The following is a 15039-nucleotide window of genomic DNA, read 5'->3' as shown; positions in this document are numbered from 1 at the left end:
GCCCACACCCCCGTCCGGCCGGCCGCCTGCTGGCGGCCGCCGCCCTCGTCCTCACCGGGACGCTCGCCCTGACCGCCTGCGGTTCCGGCGGCACCGGCAGCAGCGGCGCCGCCACGGTGCGCAAGGAGAGCAGCAGCTCCGCGTACCAGGGCAGCGTGCTCAGCAAGCACTTCGACAAGCCCGACCTGGTGCTCAGCGACACCTCCGGGCAGCCCTTCGACCTGCGCAAGCAGACCGCCGGGCATGCCACGCTCCTGTTCTTCGGCTACACCAGCTGCCCCGACGTCTGCCCGACCACCATGGGCGACATCGGCGTGGCGATGGCCAAGCTCCCGGCCGACGAGCAGAAGAAGATCGACGTCGTCTTCGTCTCCACCGACCCCGTGCGGGACACGCCGAAGGTGCTGCGCACCTGGCTCGACTCGATGGGCAAGGGCTTCATCGGGCTCACCGGTGACCTCGCCAAGGTGAAGGCGGCCGCCCGGCCGCTCGGCGTCGTCGTGCAGGACCCGGTGGTCAACGCGGACGGCACGGTCAGCTCGGCGCACGGTGCCCAGGTGCTCGCCTTCCTCCCCCAGGACGACAAGGCTCACCTGCTGTGGCTGGGCAGCAGCACCGTCGAGACGTACGCCCACGACCTCGCGCTGCTCGCGAAGGGCGTGCCGGCGTGAGCCGCGCCTTCCGCCGCAGCGCCCTGATCGGTGCCGGGCTGGCCGGCGTGCTGACGGCCGCGACGATCGTCGTGGCCTGCGGCCCGGGCTCCGGCTCCGGCGACACCGCCGAACTGAGCGTCAGCGGCGGCTACGTGCCGCTGCCCGCGCTGCCCGGCGGGATGGGCGCCGGCTACCTGACCGTCCGGAACACGGGCGACGGCCCGGACCAGCTGGTCCGCGTCACCAGCCCGGACGCCGGCTCGGTGACCCTGCACAGCTCCGGCGTCACCTCGATGAGCGAGGTGAGCAGCCTCAAGGTGCCGGCCCACGGCGCCCTGGAGCTCGCCCGCGGCGGCCACCATCTGATGATCATGGGATGGCAGCGGCAGCCGGCCGTCGGCGACCGCCTCGAACTCGACCTCACCTTCGCCAAGAGCGGCACCATCACCGTCAAGGTGCCGGTGGAACCGCTCACCTACCGACCGGGGAGCTGACACCGATGCCACGGAGAGTCGCCGCGCTGCTGGCCGTACTGGCCGCGGCCGTCGCGGTGCTGCTGGGCGGGGCCGGACCGGCCGGCGCGCACGCCGCACTGCTCGCCACCGACCCGGCGCAGGGGGCGGTCGTCGCGACCGCGCCCACCGCCGTCACCCTGACCTTCAGCGAGGGTGTCTCGCTCGCCGCCGACTCCGTCCGGGTCCTCGACCCGGCCGGCAAGGCGGTCGACAACGGGGACGCCGCCCACGCCGACGGCAAGAACGACACCGCCCGGGTCACCCTGCGCTCCGGCCTCGGCAACGGGACGTACACCGTCGCCTGGCGGGCCGTCTCGGAGGACTCCCACCCGGTGGGCGGCGCCTTCACGTTCTCCATCGGCGCCCCCTCGGACACCTCGGTGTCGCCCACCGCCGTCCAGGGCGCGAAGGCGGACGGCGCCGTCGCGTTCGCCTACGGCACGGCCCGCACGGTCGCCTACGCGGCCTTCGCCCTGCTGGTGGGGGCCGCCGCCTTCGTGCTGCTCTGCTGGCCGCGCGGCGCCGCCGTCCGGCAGGTGCAGCGGCTGCTGATGACCGGCTGGATCGCCCTGCTGGTCTCCACCGTCGCGGTGCTGCTGCTGCGCGGCCCGTACGAGCGCGGCTCCGGGCTCGCCCAGGCGCTCGACCTGTCGCTCGTCCGCACCACGCTGGACGAGCGGATCGGCACCGCCCTCGCGGCCCGGCTGCTGCTGCTCGCCGCCGGCGGCGTCTTCCTCTCCCTCCTGGTCGGGCAGCTCGGCCAGGAGAACGGCGAGGGCGGTGACGACGGCGAGGACGGCCCCGACGAGGAGGCCGGCACCGACGGGTCCGACGACGAGCTGGCCGAACTGGAACGTCGGGCCGCGCAGCGGCCGCTGCGCGACGCCCGGCTGGGCCTCGGCGTGGCCGGGGCGGTGCTGGCCGTCGCGCTCTCCGCCACCTGGGTCGGCGCCGACCACTCCTCGGTCGGCATCCAGGTGCCGCTCGCCCTGCCCCTCGCGGCCCTGCACCTGCTGGCGATGGCGCTCTGGCTGGGCGGGCTGGCCACGCTGCTGGTCGGCCTGCGGCACCGGGTGCCGCTCGCCGCGGTCGAGCTGTTCTCCACGGTGGCGCTGGGCTCGGTCACCGTGCTCGCCGCCACCGGCGTCTACCAGTCCTGGCGCGGTCTCGGCAGCTGGGGCGCACTGCTGGACACCTCCTACGGGCGCCTGCTGCTGGTCAAGATCGGCTGCGTGGCGGCGATGGTCGGCACCGCCTGGATCTCCCGCTCCTGGGTGGCCCGGCTCCGGGCCGGCACGGCGGAGGACGCCGACGGGACCGTCGTCCGGACGGACGCGGTCGGGGCCGCGGCCGTGGCACACGCCGACCGCACCGAGGCAGCAGCCGGGGACGCGGCCGGGTCGGCAACGGCCCCGGCCGATCCGGGGCGGCAGGCGCAGCTGGCCCGCCAGCGTGCCGCCCGGGCGGACGCGGTGGACCGCCGTGCCCGCGACGGCGGCCCGGCCAGGGCCAGGCTGCGCCGCTCCGTCCTGGTCGAGACCGGGGTGGCGATCGCCGTCCTGGTGGTGACCACGCTGCTGACCAACTCCCCGCCCGGACGCGTCGCCCAGGCGGTGGCCGCGACCCCGCAGACCCCGGCGTCCACCGCTCCGGGCAGCGTGCCGGGCCGCAGCACGGTGCTGAAGCTCGCGTACGACACCGGCGGCAGCACACCGAACGCCAAGGGCACCGCGACGGTCACGGTCGACCCGGTCGCCACCGGTCCGAACACCGTGCGGCTCGCGCTGGACGACAGCACCGGCAAGCCGGCCTCGGTGCCGGAGGTGCAGCTCGCCTTCACGCTCCCCGACCGCGACCTCGGGCCGCTGCCGGTGACACTCACCGGTGCGGGCACCGGCCGGTGGTCCGGCACGGCGCAGCTGCCGCTGGCCGGGAACTGGGTGGTGTCGGTGACCGTCCGCTCCTCGGACGTCGACCAGTCCACGGCGACGGAGCAGCTGAAGGTCGGCTGAGCACCGCGCGTTCCGCCCAGTGGTCGCGGCGCCGGGCGGCGCCGCGACCACTGGGCGGAACGCCGTCCGGGTGGCGCGCCCGAGTGACTAGGGTGGCTAGCCGAATCATGCTCAGCACCACCCTGCTCCCGGAGGCGGCCATGTCGGCGACCCGCTACACCTATCTCGGGCCCGCGGGCACCTTCACCGAGGCGGCGCTGCGCACCCTGCCGGAGGCGGCGACCCGCGAACTGGTGCCGGTGGCCTCGGTGCCGGCGGCGCTGGACGCAGTGCGGGCCGGGCAGGCCGGGGGCGCGTTCGTGGCGGTGGAGAACTCCGTCGAAGGTCCGGTCACGGCGACCAGTGACGAGCTGGTCAACGGCACACCGCTGATGATCTACCGCGAGGTGCTGCTGCCGATCACCTTCGCGCTGCTCGTCCGTCCCGGTACCTCGCTGGACGCGATCAAGACGGTGACCAGCCACCCGGTGGCCCAGCCGCAGGTGCGCCGGTGGCTGTCGGCGAACCTGCCGGACGCCCAGTGGGAGGCCGCCTCCTCGAACGCGGACGGCGCCCGGCTGGTGCAGGAGGGCCGATGCGACGCGGCGTTCGCGGGCGAGTTCGCGGCCGCGCTGTACGGGCTGGAGGTCCTGGTCTCCGACGTCAACGACGAGGCCAACGCCACCACCCGCTTCCTGCTGGTCGGCCGGCCGGGCCGGGTGTCCTCGCCGACGGGCCTGGACAAGACGTCGATGGTGGTCTGGCTGCCGGACGACCACCCGGGCGCGCTGCTGGAGCTGCTGCAGGAGTTCGCGGTCCGCGGGATCAACCTGATGCGGATCGAGTCCCGGCCGACCGGCGAGGGCATGGGCAGCTACTGCTTCCTGATCGACTGCGAGGGGCACCTGAGCGAGCGCCGGGTGAGCGAGGCGCTGATGGGCCTGAAGCGGATCTGCCCGCAGGTGCGCTTCCTCGGCTCGTACCCGCGGGCCGACCACGGGGGCGGCGGCCGGTCCGGCCGGGCACCTCGGACGCGGACTTCGCGGCCGCCTCGGACTGGCTGGCACGCTGCCTGGACGGCCGCGGCGAGATCTGAGCCGACCGATCACTTTCGGTCGACTTCGGAGATTTTTCGACACGCCGGAGGATTCACCCCTCCGGCCCTCCCCGCCGCACCCCCGGCCGCCCGTCGACGGCGGCCGGGGGCGGCGCGCCCGCGCGCCGCGGACCGGCCGGACGGCCGCTCATCCACAGGCCGGTGCCGTATCCACAGGACGCTCCCTACGGAGAGTTATCCACAGGGGCGGGCTGGAGTCGACAAAACGGTATAGCCACTGGCAGAGCCGGTCAGATCATCACTCCGGGTCGCAGAGCAGACTAATCGCACCAGAGTCACCCCTCTGCCAGCAAATCACCCGTCCGAGCGGGCGAATTCCCTCACCCGGGCAGGCAAATCGAGGTTTGAAACCTCAATTCCCCGGCGGCCCGGACAGCCGCCCCGCGCTTTCCCGTCATCCACAGGATCGTCCGGGGCCCTGTGGACAAACGCCCCCGCGCCGGATCCCCACAGGAGTTATCCACAGGTTCGGCCGGGTTATCCCCAGGGGCGCCGCACCTCTCCCCAGCCCCTGACCTGCCGCCCCCGGCCGGTGGCCCGGGACAGGATCGCAGAATCCCGGACAGCCGGCGACATATCCGACGGACATTGCCGAAGCGGTGAAAGCCGGTGAATCGGCGGCGAAATCCGACGGTCCGTCAGGACTTCCGACGCGCGGGAAAGCCGGGGTAAACCCGTTCCGGCCCGGGGCCCGCTCACCGGTAGGCTGGCCCCGTGATTGACCTTCGCCTGCTCCGTGAGGACCCCGACCGAGTACGCGCCTCGCAGCGCGTCCGTGGTGAGGACGTCGACGTCGTCGACGCCCTCCTCTCCGCCGACGAACGGCGCCGGTCCTCGGGCAGTCGCTTCGACGAGCTGCGCAACGAGCAGAAGCTGCTCGGCAAGCAGGTCGCCAAGGCCCAGGGCGACGAGAAGACCGCGCTGCTCCAGCGCACCAAGGAACTCGCCGCCGAGGTCAAGGCCGCCGACGCCGAGCAGAACGAGGCGAAGGACGAGGCCGACCGCCTGCTCCGCTCGCTCGCCAACCTGATCGACCCGGCCGCGCCGGTGGGCGGCGAGGAGGACTTCGTCACCCTCGAGGAGATCGGCACCCCGCGCGACTTCGCCGCCGAGGGATTCGAGCCCCGCGACCACGTGGAGCTCGGCCAGCTCCTCGGCGCGATCGACACCGAGCGCGGCGCCAAGGTCGCCGGCGCCCGCTCCTACTACCTGACCGGCGTCGGCGCGCTGCTGGAGCTCGCCCTGGTCAACATGGCGATGGCGCAGGCCACCGCCGCCGGCTTCACCGCGATGATCACCCCCGCGCTGGTCCGGCCGGCCGCCATGGACGGCACCGGCTTCCTCGGCCAGGCCGCCGAGAACGTGTACTACCTCGCCGAGGAGGACAAGTACCTCGTCGGCACCAGCGAGGTCCCGCTCGCGGCCTACCACATGGACGAGATCCTCGACGCGGGCCAGCTGCCGCTGCGCTACGCCGGCTTCTCGTCCTGCTTCCGCCGTGAGGCGGGCACCTACGGCAAGGACACCCGCGGCATCATCCGCGTCCACCAGTTCGAGAAGGTGGAGATGTTCGTCTACACCACCCCGGAGGAGGCCGAGGCGGAGCACCGCCGCCTGCTCCAGTGGGAGAAGGACTTCCTCAACGCGCTGGAGCTGCCGTACCGGGTGATCGACGTCGCCTCCGGCGACCTCGGCTCGTCGGCCGCGCGCAAGTTCGACATCGAGGCGTGGATCCCCACCCAGGGCAAGTACCGCGAGGTCACGTCGACCTCCAACACCACCGAGTACCAGTCGCGGCGGCTCTCCATCCGGGTCCGCGAGGACGGCAAGGTGCGCCCGCTGGCCACGCTGAACGGCACCCTCGTCGCCGTCCCGCGCACCATCGTGGCGATCCTGGAGAACCACCAGCAGGCCGACGGCTCGGTCGTGGTGCCCCAGGCGCTGCGGCCCTTCCTCGGCGGCCGCGAAGTGATCGAGCCCGTCCGCAAGTGACCGCGCCCGCCCGTACCTGACCGACACTCCCGGAGACACAGGGACCATGACCTCCACCGGCCACCGCCCCGTCGTCTCCCCCGGTGGCGACCTGCCCTACCGGCTGGTCGCCACCGACCTCGACGGCACCCTGCTCACCCCCGCCGAGACGGTCTCCGACCGGACTCGCGAGGCGCTGGCGGGCGTGGTCGCCGCCGGGGCACAGCACATCATCGTCACCGGGCGCTCCGCCGCCTGGGCCCGGCCGGTGTTCGACGAGATCGGCTACACCGGCATAGCGGTCTGCGGCCAGGGCGCCCAGGTGTACGACGCCGGTGCGCACCGGCTGCTCACCTCGCTCACCCTGGACCGCCGGCTGGCCGCCGTGGCCCTGGCCAAGATCGAGGCGGAGGTCGGGCCGCTGCTGGTGGCCGCCAACGAGGACGGCCTGGACGGTCGGGTGCTGGCCGCGCCCGGCTTCCGGCTGCGGATCGGCACTGAACTGCCGGTCGAGTGGGCCGCCGCCGGGGAGCTGCTGGCGAACCCGGTCGCCAAGCTCTACATCCAGCACCCGGAGCTCGGCGACGACGAGCTGGCCGACGCGGCCCGCCGGCTGGCCGGGGACCTGGTCGGCGTGGTGATGGCCGGGCCGGGTGTGGTGGAGCTGCTGCCCCCGGGCCTGTCGAAGGCCACCGGGCTGGCCGTGGCGGCGCTGCGGCTCGGCGTGAAGGGTGCCCAGACCATCGCCTTCGGCGACATGCCGAACGACATCCCGATGTTCTCCTGGGCGGCGTACGGCGTCGCCATGGGCGGGGCCCACGAGCAGCTGCGCACGGTCGCCGACGAGGTGACCGCGGGCAACGACGCGGACGGCGTGGCCCTCGTGCTGGAACGGGTCTTCGGCCTGCGCTGAGCGCCTGCCGGGCCGCCGGGCGCCGGGCGCGCCCGTACGGCCCCGCCGCGGGCCCGGGTGCACCGGGCCCGGGCCGGGCGCGGCCGGTCAGCCGTAGGAGACGTTGGAGCAGGGGTCGTCGTCGGCCGAGCGGGCCCCGGCGGCGACGCTGGTCGGCAGCGGGCCGGACGGCACCGCGGACGCCGCGCCGACCGTCCCGGCGGCGTAGTCCTTGCCGAGAACCAGGCTGATGCCGGCCCTGGTCGAGGACTGCAGGGTCGACCCGGGGAAGAGCTTGGCGACCTGCTCCGCGTCGGCCTTCTGGCCGGGCCCGTACTGCACGAGCGTGGTGGCGTGGTCCTGCGAGGACGCGTTGGTCTTGGCGGTCACGGTGAAGTCGGAGGCGGTCAGCGCGGCCGCCGCCTTGGTGCCGAGGCCCGCGGTCACCGTGCCGTTGTAGACGCCGACCTTGATGCCCGTACCGCTGACGGCGGCCGGGGTGGGCGCCGCGGAGGCGCTCGCGTCGCCGCTGGGCGCGGCACTGGCCCCCGCCGAGGCGCTGGCATCCTGGCCGTCGAGCGTCCGGTCGGCCTTGAGCGCCTGCCAGAGCTGGTCGACGTCGGGGTGCAGCAGCGCGACCCGCTCGCCGGCGAACTTCCACGGCGTGGTGAGGAACTTGATGTTGTGCAGGTCGATGTCCTTCAGCCCCATGCCGAAGGAGATCAGCTTCGTCGGCGAGTTCAGCCCCGGGTCGACGGTCATCGACTTGGTGGCGGCGTCGGCGAGCGGCAGCAGGTTGGTCGGGCTCATGCCGTTGGTCTTGATGCTGGTGATGAGCGAGGAGAGGAACGCCTGCTGGCGCTTCATCCGGCCGATGTCGGAGCCGTCGCCGATGCCGTGCCGGAGCCGGACGTAGTCGAGGGCGGCCTGGCCCTCCACCTTCTGCTGGCCCTTGGGGTAGAGCAGCTTGCCCTTCTTGGCCAGGTTGGGGTTGAGGTCCTTCTCGTAGATCGCGTTCGGGAGGCAGACGTTGACGCCGCCGACCGCGCTGGTCATCGCGGCGAAGCCCTCGAAGTTGACCACCATGGTGTGGTCGACGCGGATGTTCGTCAGCGCCTCCACGGTGTTCTGGGTGCACGCGGGGTTGCCCTCGTCGGTGTTGCCGACGGAGAAGGCGCTGTTGAACATGACCCCGGTCTGCGGCTTCGTCCACGACCCGTTGGGCAGCTTGCACTTGGGGACGTCCACCAGGGCGTCGCGGGGGAAGGAGACGCCGACGGCGTGCTTGTGGTCGGCGTAGACGTGCAGCAGGATCGTGGTGTCCGAGCGGGCGCCGCCGTCCTGGCCGCCGCCCAGGTCCTTGTTGTCGCCGCTGCGCGAGTCCGAGCCGATGAGCAGGATGTTGACCGGGGTGTGGCCGTTGGCGTCGGGGGCGGCCGCGGCCGGCCGGTCCTTGCTGAGGGCGTCGCCGTCGAAGGACTTGATGTTGCCGCTGAGCTTCAGGTAGACGGCGCCACCGGCCGCGGTGACCAGGCCGAGCGTGGTGACCGCGACCCAGACGACGATCTTCTTCTTGCTGCGGGGTTTCTTGCGGGCACGCCGCGCGTCCGCGCGGCCGCCCGGCTGGTCGTCACCGCCGCGGCCCTGCTGGGCCCGGCGCATCTCGGCACGGCCGCCCTGCCGCGGAACCGGCGGCTGCTCCTGCGCGGCCCCGCGGCGGGGCCCCGGCAGGGCGTCCTCACGGTACGGCCGGCGCGGGGCGTCGTCCCGATACGGAGCATCCCGGTCGTACTCGTCCTGGTGGGGGGCGTCGTCGCGCCACCAGCCGGCGTCGTTCTCCGACGCACCCGCCCTTCGGCCTGACATACGTACACCCTCCACCGGCACCAGCCATCACACGAGCCCCGACAACGCACCCTGTGCAGGACAGACGCGTGAGCTTCTGCGGAGCATATAAAGGCATCATTCAAGAGTCACGGCCCGGGCATCCGGTTGCACAAACGAACAAGAGAGTCAAGGAATCGCAGGGGCCGGATGGGGAGGTCTGCGGGAGAGTTGTAGGATGACCGGGCAAGCGATCGATCCGTCCTGTGAAGGGAGTCCGCCATGACCGGCCGTGCCGACGGTCTGCACACCGCAGGGCGCCGCTCCCTGGTGGACGAGACCATCGCCCAGTTGCGCGACCGGCTCGGCGCCGGGGCCTGGCCGGTCGGTGAGCGGATCCCGACCGAGCACGAGCTCGCCGAGCGACTGGGGGTCGGCCGCAACACCGTCCGCGAGGCGATCCGGGTGCTGGTGCACGCCGGCATGCTGGTCACCCGCCAGGGCGAGGGCACGTTCGTCCGCTCCACCAGCGACCCGGCCGCCGTCCTGCGCGGGGTGCAGCACTCCGGAGTCCGGGACGTGCTGGAGGTGCGCGCCGCCCTGGAGGCGGAGGCCGCCCGGCTCGCCGCCGTCCGGCACACCCCCGAGGACATCGCCCGGATGCGGGCCGCCCTCGCCCGCGAGGCCGCCGTCATGGCCGCCCACCCCGAGCGGGCCGGCCGGGAGGCGACGGTCGAGCACGACCTGGAGTTCCACACCGCCGTGGTGGAGGCCGCGCACAACCCCGCGCTGGCCGAGCTGTACCGCTACTTCGGCGACTCGGTGCGGGAGGCGATGCGGGCCGCGTTCGGCGACCACGACATGCCCGAGGTCGTCCTCGCCACCCACGAGGCCCTGGTCGACGCGGTGGAGAGCGGCGACCCGGACCGCGCCGAGGCGGCCTGTCGCGAGCTGCTCGCGGAGCCGACGGCCGCCGTGGAGCAGTTGCTCGCCGCCATCGCGGCGCGGAAGTGACGGCGTACGCCTCCTCCCGCCCCGCCCCCGACCTTCGCACGTTCCCGGAAAGAGCCTTCGCACCATGGCGGTCACCCGCGCCCCGCAGCCCCTTGCCACCCCGGTGGTCCGTACCCGCACCGCCGCGATCGCGCACCCCGCGCTGCTGCTCGCCGGCATCCTGCTGGTCGCCCTGAACATGCGGGCCTGCCTGGCCGCGATCTCCCCGATGGTGGGCGAGATCCAGCGGAGCCTCGGCCTGTCCGCCACCGCGAGCGGCCTGATCACCACCGTGCCGGTGCTGTTCCAGGGCGTCGGCGCACCGCTCACCCCGCGGCTGACCCGCCGCTTCGGCGCCGAGCGGGTCGTCCTGGGCGCGGTCCTCGTCCTCGGGGCCGGGGTGCTGCTGCGGGTCCTGCCGGGCGCGGCCGCGCTCTACGCGGGCTGCGTGGTGATCGGCGTGGCCATCGCCGTCCTGAACGTCTCGATGCCGAGCCTGGTCAAGCGGGAGTTCCCCGAGCGGGCGGCGGCGATGACCGGTGTCTACTCGACCACGATGCTGGTCGGCGCGACCCTCGCGGCCGGGGTCTCGGTCCCGCTGGAGCGGGCTCTCGGCGGCGGCTGGCGGGCCTCGCTGGGCTCCTGGTCGCTGCTCGCGCTGGTCGCCGCGCTGGCCTGGCTGCCCCAGCTGCTGCAGGCCCGCCGCCCGGCGGGCCCGGCGGCGCCCGCGGCCGCGGTGTCCGCCGCCCCCGCGGGCCGCAGCCCGTGGCGTTCGCCGCTGGCCTGGCAGATCAGCGCCTTCATGGGCATCTCGTCGCTGCTGGTCTACAGCCTGGTCGCCTGGCTGCCGACCGTCCTGGCCGACCACGGGATGGACCGGGGCGAGGCCGGCCTGGTCTTCGCCTTCTCGAACCTCGTCCAGGTGGCCGGGGCGTTCCTGGTGCCGCTGATGGCCGGCCGGATGACCCGGCAGCGGGCCCTCGCGGTGGCGATGGCGGGTCTGAACGCGGCCGGCATCGCCGTCCTGCTGCTCGCCCCGGTCTCGGGTGCGTGGGCGGCGGCGGCCGTCCTCGGGGTCGCCCAGGGCGGTTCGCTCGGGCTGGCACTGGCCTTCATCGTGCTGCGCAGCGACAGCGCGGCCGGAGCGGCCCGGCTCAGCGGGATGTCCCAGGCGGTCGGCTACCTGGTGGCGGCCGCCGGGCCGGTGGGTGCCGGTGCGCTGCGCCAGCTGACCGGCGGCTGGCAGCTGCCGCTGGCGCTGCTGCTCGTCCTGGCGCTGGTGGCCGCCGCGGCCGGCTGGGGCGCCGGCCGCGACCGCACGGTCTGAGGCCGCCTCACTCCTCGCCGGCGAGGGTGAGCCCGCCGAGCCGGACGGCGGCCAGGGCGGTCGCCCCGACGGCGACCACCAGCAGCAGCGGCACCGCGGTCGCCATGGACACCTCGGAGCTGACGGAGCCGTCGGTGATGAGCGGCTTGGCCACCGCGAGGCCCCACTGCTGGATGCTCAGCGTCCGGGCGCCCGGCACGAAGTTGCCGACCAGGCTCTCCCAGACCAGGGCGTAGGCGAGTCCGGCCACCACGGCGTTCTTGGTGACCACGCCGAGCAGCAGGAACAGCGCGCTGTAGGCGGCCCCGGAGACCAGCGCGGCGACGGCGTAGCCGAGGGCGACGCCGTCACGGGTGCCGCAGAGGATCAGTCCGGCGACGTACGTCGGCACGGCCGCGAGCAGCCAGGTCGCGCCGACCGCGACGGCCAGCTTGGTGGTGACGATCCGGTGCCGGGGCAGCGGCTTGGCCAGCAGGTAGACGATCGAGCCGTCCTCGATCTCGGTGGCGATCACACCCGTCCCGACGATCAGCGCCAGGATCGGCAGCAGGGTGCCGACGCCGAGGTGGCCGAGCACGGGGGCGGGGAGCGTGTCCGGGGAGTCGGAGACGGCGCGGGCGATGGCGGCGATGGCCACCAGCAGGACGGGGACGACCAGCAGCAGGATGCCGCTGCGGCGCCCCAGCAGGCCGCGCACGGTCAGCCTGGCGACGGTCGGGTTCACGGGATTCGGCCTTCCTTGGGGCGGTGGCGCGGGCGGTGGCGCCGGCTCGGTGCCGGCGCGGGGTGCAGCGTCGGTCAGGAGGCGACGAGGTAGGAGAAGACGCTCTCCAGCGACTCGTCGGCCGGGGAGACCGTGTAGAGCCGGATCCCGGCGTCCCGGGCGACCCGGGGCAGCAGGGTGGTGAAGCCCTGGAAGTGCACCGCCTGGATGCGCAGGGCCCCCTCGCGCGCGTCGAACTCGATGCCGGCGGTGGAGCCGTCGGCGATCAGCGCGGCGGCGAGCTGCCGGTCGTCGCTGGAGCGGACGAGGTAGCGGTGCGGGCGGTCGGTCATCAGCCGGCGGATCCGGCGGAAGTCGCCGGACGCGGCGTGCCGGCCGGCCACCACGACCTCGATGTGCCGGGCGAGCTGCTCGACCTCCTCCAGGATGTGGGAGGAGAACAGCACCGTGCGGCCCTCGGCGCCGAACCGGCGCAGCAGGTCCATCAGCTGGAGCCGCTGGCGCGGGTCCATGCCGTTGAACGGCTCGTCGAGCAGCAGCACCGCGGGTTCGTGGACGAGCGCGGAGGCCATCTTGACCCGCTGCTTCATGCCCTTGGAATAGGTGCCGGTCTTCCGGTCCTGGGCGTACTCCATCTCGACGAGGGCCAGCGCGCGCCGGGCGGCCGCGCCCGGGTCCGCGAGACCGTGCAGTTCGGCGTTGGCGAGCACGAACTCCCAGCCCGTCAGGTAGTCGTACATCGACTCCCGCTCGGGGACGAGCCCGATCGCCCGGTACGCGTCCTGGTTGCGCCAGATCGGCACGCCGTCCAGCGCGACCTCGCCCGCGGACGGCGGCAGGAAGCCGCTCATCATGTGGATGAGGGTGGACTTGCCGGCGCCGTTCGGGCCGAGCAGGCCGGTGACCCCGGGGCCGAGCTGCAGCGAGACGTCGTTGACGGCGACCACGTTGCCGAACCAGCGGGAGACCCGGTCGATGGTGATGACGGCCATGTCGAGCCTCAGATCTTCCGGTAGCGGCGGTCGGTGAACCAGTAGCAGGCGACGGTCAGCAGCACGATCTCGGCGCCGAAGACCAGCAGGGCGAACGGGCCCGGGGCGTGCACCACCTTCGAGTTGACGACCAGACCGAACAGCTGGTTGATGAAGCCGTCGACGAGCATCGCCGGCGAGAGCAGCGCGGCCCAGTTCGCGGACGCGGGGGCTCCGACCACTCGCCGCCGTTGAGGCTGTAGACGATGCCCGCCACGATGTTGCTGATCACCAGGACGCCCATGATCGCGGCGACGCCGAAGCCCCGGCGGGGCGTTGCGGCCGCGATCAGCAGGGCGATCGAGGAGAGCAGCAGGGCGTAGAGCAGGGCGGCGACGAGCCCGTACAGCAGGTGCAGGGAGTGGTGCCCGATGCTCTGCCTGCCGAGGATCGAGCCGAGGTACAGCACGAGCATCGGCACGACCATCACGATCAGCAGGGCGCTCGTCATGGCCGCGAACTTGGCCCGGACGTAGTCGGCCCGGGTGATCGGCCGGGAGAAGTACAGCGGCACGGTGTGGTGCCGCAGATCCCGGGAGAGCATGACCGGGGCCTGCGAGGCCACGAAGATCCCGATCATCAGGCCGGTGGCGTTGAGGTACTCGACGTAGTCGACCAGCGGATCCTTCCGGCCGACGAAGATCTGCACGGCGACCACGACCAGGGCGATCAGCGTCGGCACGGCCAGCATCGCCATCGGCAGCACCTTGGACCGGCCGGAGCGGCCGAGGCCGAACGCGCCGCGCAGGCTCTGCTCGTACAGCGAGCGGGTCGCGTAGCCGCGACCGAGCCGGGGGCCCTCGTAGCGGCGGTACCCGATGTTGTGGATCACTCCGCCGTCGGCGGGGGCGGTGACGGGGGCGTCAGGAGACTGCGGCATCGGCGGGACCTCCCGTCAGCTCGGCGTGGTCGGCGGCGCTGGGGCCGAAGGCGGGGCCGGGACCGGCGGGGGCGGGACCGGCGGGGGCGGTGTCGTCGACGTCGGCGTCCGCGCGGGCACCGAAGATCTCGGCGACCCGGTGGCGGCGCTGCTCCAGGCGGACGAGGCCGAGCCCGAGGTCGGCGACGGCGTCGCGCACGGCGTCGTACGTGTCGTCCCCGGCGATCTCGACCAGCAGCACGCGGGAGCCGCCGGAGCGCACGGACAGCCCGGCCGCGGTGAGCCGCTCGCGGACGGCGGCGTCCGGGTCGGGCAGGGCGTCCTCCGGGTGGTCGGTGACCTCGACCGCGAGCAGCTGGGTGGCCTCCGTGAACGAGGCGGTGGAGGACGACCGCAGCAGCTTGCCGCCGTCGATGACCACCAGGTGGTCGCAGGTGCGCTCCAGCTCGCCCAGCAGGTGCGTGGTGACCAGCACCGAGATGCCGAAGTCCGTGTGGACCCGGCGGATCAGCTCCAGCATGTCGTCCCGGCCGACCGGGTCCAGGCCGTTGGTGGGCTCGTCGAGGAGCACCAGCTCCGGGTCGTGCACCAGCGCCTGGGCCAGCTTCACCCGCTGCTTCATGCCCGTCGAGTAGCCGCCCATCGGGCGGTAGCGCTCCTCGTACAGGCCGACGTGGCGCAGGATGTCGGCGGTGCGCTCGCGGGCCGCGGCCGGCGGCAGGCCGGACATCCGGGCCACGTGCACCGTGAACTCGGTGGCGGAGACGTCCGGCGGGAGGCAGTCGTGCTCGGGCATGTAGCCGACCCGCTCGCGGATCGCCGCGCCCTCGGTCGCGATGTCCAGGCCGAGCACCCGGCCGGTGCCGGAGGTGGCCGGGGAGAGCCCCAGCAGGATCTTGATCAGGGTGGACTTGCCCGCGCCGTTGGCTCCGACCAGGCCTACCACCCCGGGCTGCACCTCTACGGTCAGCTGGTCGAGGGCGGTGACCCGGGGGAACCTCTTGGTGAGGCCGTCCGTTGCGATGACAGTGGACACGGTCATCAACGTAGTGGTGCGGCGCCCTCACGGGAATGAGCTGGGATGACGAGCCTGTCCTGATGCTTCGGGATGACACGGCGGG

Annotated in this window: 12 protein-coding genes and 1 pseudogene; 8 read left to right on the top strand and 5 right to left on the bottom strand. The window is 73.5% G+C overall.

The features are described 5' to 3' along the window. Nucleotides 1–116: 116 nt before the first annotated feature. The 6 genes and pseudogenes from ABEB13_RS22135 to ABEB13_RS22110 all read left to right on the top strand — a co-directional run bounded on the left by ABEB13_RS22135 (nt 117) and on the right by ABEB13_RS22110 (nt 7160). Nucleotides 117–671: an SCO family protein gene (locus ABEB13_RS22135; RefSeq protein ID WP_345706895.1), complete on the top strand. Its 555-nt coding sequence runs from the start codon at nt 117–119 to the stop codon at nt 669–671. Further along, nucleotides 668–1147, top strand: a complete 480-nt coding sequence (locus ABEB13_RS22130; protein ID WP_345706894.1) for a copper chaperone PCu(A)C — start codon at nt 668–670, stop codon at nt 1145–1147. Before ABEB13_RS22135 ends, ABEB13_RS22130 begins: the two co-directional genes overlap by 4 nt. A 5-nt stretch (nt 1148–1152) precedes the next feature. Continuing rightward, a complete protein-coding gene (locus ABEB13_RS22125) occupies nt 1153–3180 on the top strand; it encodes a copper resistance CopC/CopD family protein (protein ID WP_345706893.1) in 2028 nt (675 codons plus the stop codon). Nucleotides 3181–3320: 140 nt separating this feature from the next. Beyond that, a pseudogene (pheA, locus tag ABEB13_RS22120) lies at nt 3321–4255 on the top strand (prephenate dehydratase). A 735-nt stretch (nt 4256–4990) separates the two neighbouring features. After that, nucleotides 4991–6268, top strand: coding sequence for a serine--tRNA ligase (gene serS / locus ABEB13_RS22115; protein WP_345706892.1), 1278 nt, complete (start codon nt 4991–4993; stop codon nt 6266–6268). A 46-nt stretch (nt 6269–6314) separates the two neighbouring features. Continuing rightward, the gene (locus ABEB13_RS22110; RefSeq protein WP_345706891.1) at nt 6315–7160 is read left to right on the top strand and encodes an HAD family hydrolase; all 846 of its coding nucleotides are present in this window, start codon (nt 6315–6317) and stop codon (nt 7158–7160) included. Between the two features lie 87 nt (nt 7161–7247). On the opposite strand, the gene ABEB13_RS22105 is transcribed toward ABEB13_RS22110, so the two are convergent. Continuing rightward, a complete protein-coding gene (locus tag ABEB13_RS22105) occupies nt 7248–9005 on the bottom strand; it encodes an LCP family protein (RefSeq protein ID WP_345706890.1) in 1758 nt (585 codons plus the stop codon). Nucleotides 9006–9245: 240 nt separating this feature from the next. Here ABEB13_RS22105 and ABEB13_RS22100 point away from each other — a divergent pair, with 240 nt between their 5' ends. Both ABEB13_RS22100 and ABEB13_RS22095 read left to right on the top strand, forming a co-directional pair. Next, on the top strand, nt 9246–9977 hold the full coding sequence (locus tag ABEB13_RS22100) for a FadR/GntR family transcriptional regulator (RefSeq protein WP_345706889.1): 732 nt from the start codon (nt 9246–9248) through the stop codon (nt 9975–9977). Between the two features lie 64 nt (nt 9978–10041). Then, nucleotides 10042–11283, top strand: a complete 1242-nt coding sequence (locus ABEB13_RS22095; protein ID WP_345706888.1) for a CynX/NimT family MFS transporter — start codon at nt 10042–10044, stop codon at nt 11281–11283. A 7-nt stretch (nt 11284–11290) separates the two neighbouring features. Here the strand turns inward: ABEB13_RS22095 and ABEB13_RS22090 are convergent, their stop codons facing one another. The 4 genes from ABEB13_RS22090 to ABEB13_RS22075 all read right to left on the bottom strand — a co-directional run bounded on the left by ABEB13_RS22090 (nt 11291) and on the right by ABEB13_RS22075 (nt 14960). Continuing rightward, complete coding sequence (locus ABEB13_RS22090; RefSeq protein WP_345706887.1) at nt 11291–12007, bottom strand: ABC transporter permease; 717 nt, start codon at nt 12005–12007, stop codon at nt 11291–11293. A 74-nt stretch (nt 12008–12081) separates the two neighbouring features. Further along, entirely contained in the window at nt 12082–12999 is a 918-nt protein-coding gene (locus tag ABEB13_RS22085; RefSeq protein WP_345706886.1) for an ABC transporter ATP-binding protein, read from the bottom strand. A 55-nt stretch (nt 13000–13054) separates the two neighbouring features. Next, a complete protein-coding gene (locus tag ABEB13_RS22080) occupies nt 13055–13918 on the bottom strand; it encodes an ABC transporter permease (protein ID WP_345706885.1) in 864 nt (287 codons plus the stop codon). Continuing rightward, complete coding sequence (locus tag ABEB13_RS22075; RefSeq protein ID WP_345706884.1) at nt 13902–14960, bottom strand: ABC transporter ATP-binding protein; 1059 nt, start codon at nt 14958–14960, stop codon at nt 13902–13904. Before ABEB13_RS22075 ends, ABEB13_RS22080 begins: the two co-directional genes overlap by 17 nt. Nucleotides 14961–15039 lie beyond the last annotated feature (79 nt).

The sequence above is a fragment of the Kitasatospora paranensis genome (assembly GCF_039544005.1).
Classification (GTDB): domain Bacteria; phylum Actinomycetota; class Actinomycetes; order Streptomycetales; family Streptomycetaceae; genus Kitasatospora; species Kitasatospora paranensis.
The sequence above is the reverse complement of the archived record's forward strand: the minus strand, read 5'-3'. Positions and strand labels throughout refer to the sequence as shown.

Bases quoted from the DNA above. Each gene is read 5' to 3' on its own strand.
- ABEB13_RS22095 (WP_345706888.1), top strand. From the start codon at position 10,042: ATGGCGGTCACCCGCGCCCCGCAGCCCCTTGCCACCCCGGTGGTCCGT.
- ABEB13_RS22125 (WP_345706893.1), top strand. From the start codon at position 1,153: ATGCCACGGAGAGTCGCCGCGCTGCTGGCCGTACTGGCCGCGGCCGTC.
- ABEB13_RS22100 (WP_345706889.1), top strand. From the start codon at position 9,246: ATGACCGGCCGTGCCGACGGTCTGCACACCGCAGGGCGCCGCTCCCTG.
- ABEB13_RS22075 (WP_345706884.1), bottom strand. From the start codon at position 14,960: ATGACCGTGTCCACTGTCATCGCAACGGACGGCCTCACCAAGAGGTTC.
- ABEB13_RS22085 (WP_345706886.1), bottom strand. From the start codon at position 12,999: ATGGCCGTCATCACCATCGACCGGGTCTCCCGCTGGTTCGGCAACGTG.
- ABEB13_RS22080 (WP_345706885.1), bottom strand. From the start codon at position 13,918: ATGCCGCAGTCTCCTGACGCCCCCGTCACCGCCCCCGCCGACGGCGGA.
- ABEB13_RS22110 (WP_345706891.1), top strand. From the start codon at position 6,315: ATGACCTCCACCGGCCACCGCCCCGTCGTCTCCCCCGGTGGCGACCTG.
- ABEB13_RS22105 (WP_345706890.1), bottom strand. From the start codon at position 9,005: ATGTCAGGCCGAAGGGCGGGTGCGTCGGAGAACGACGCCGGCTGGTGG.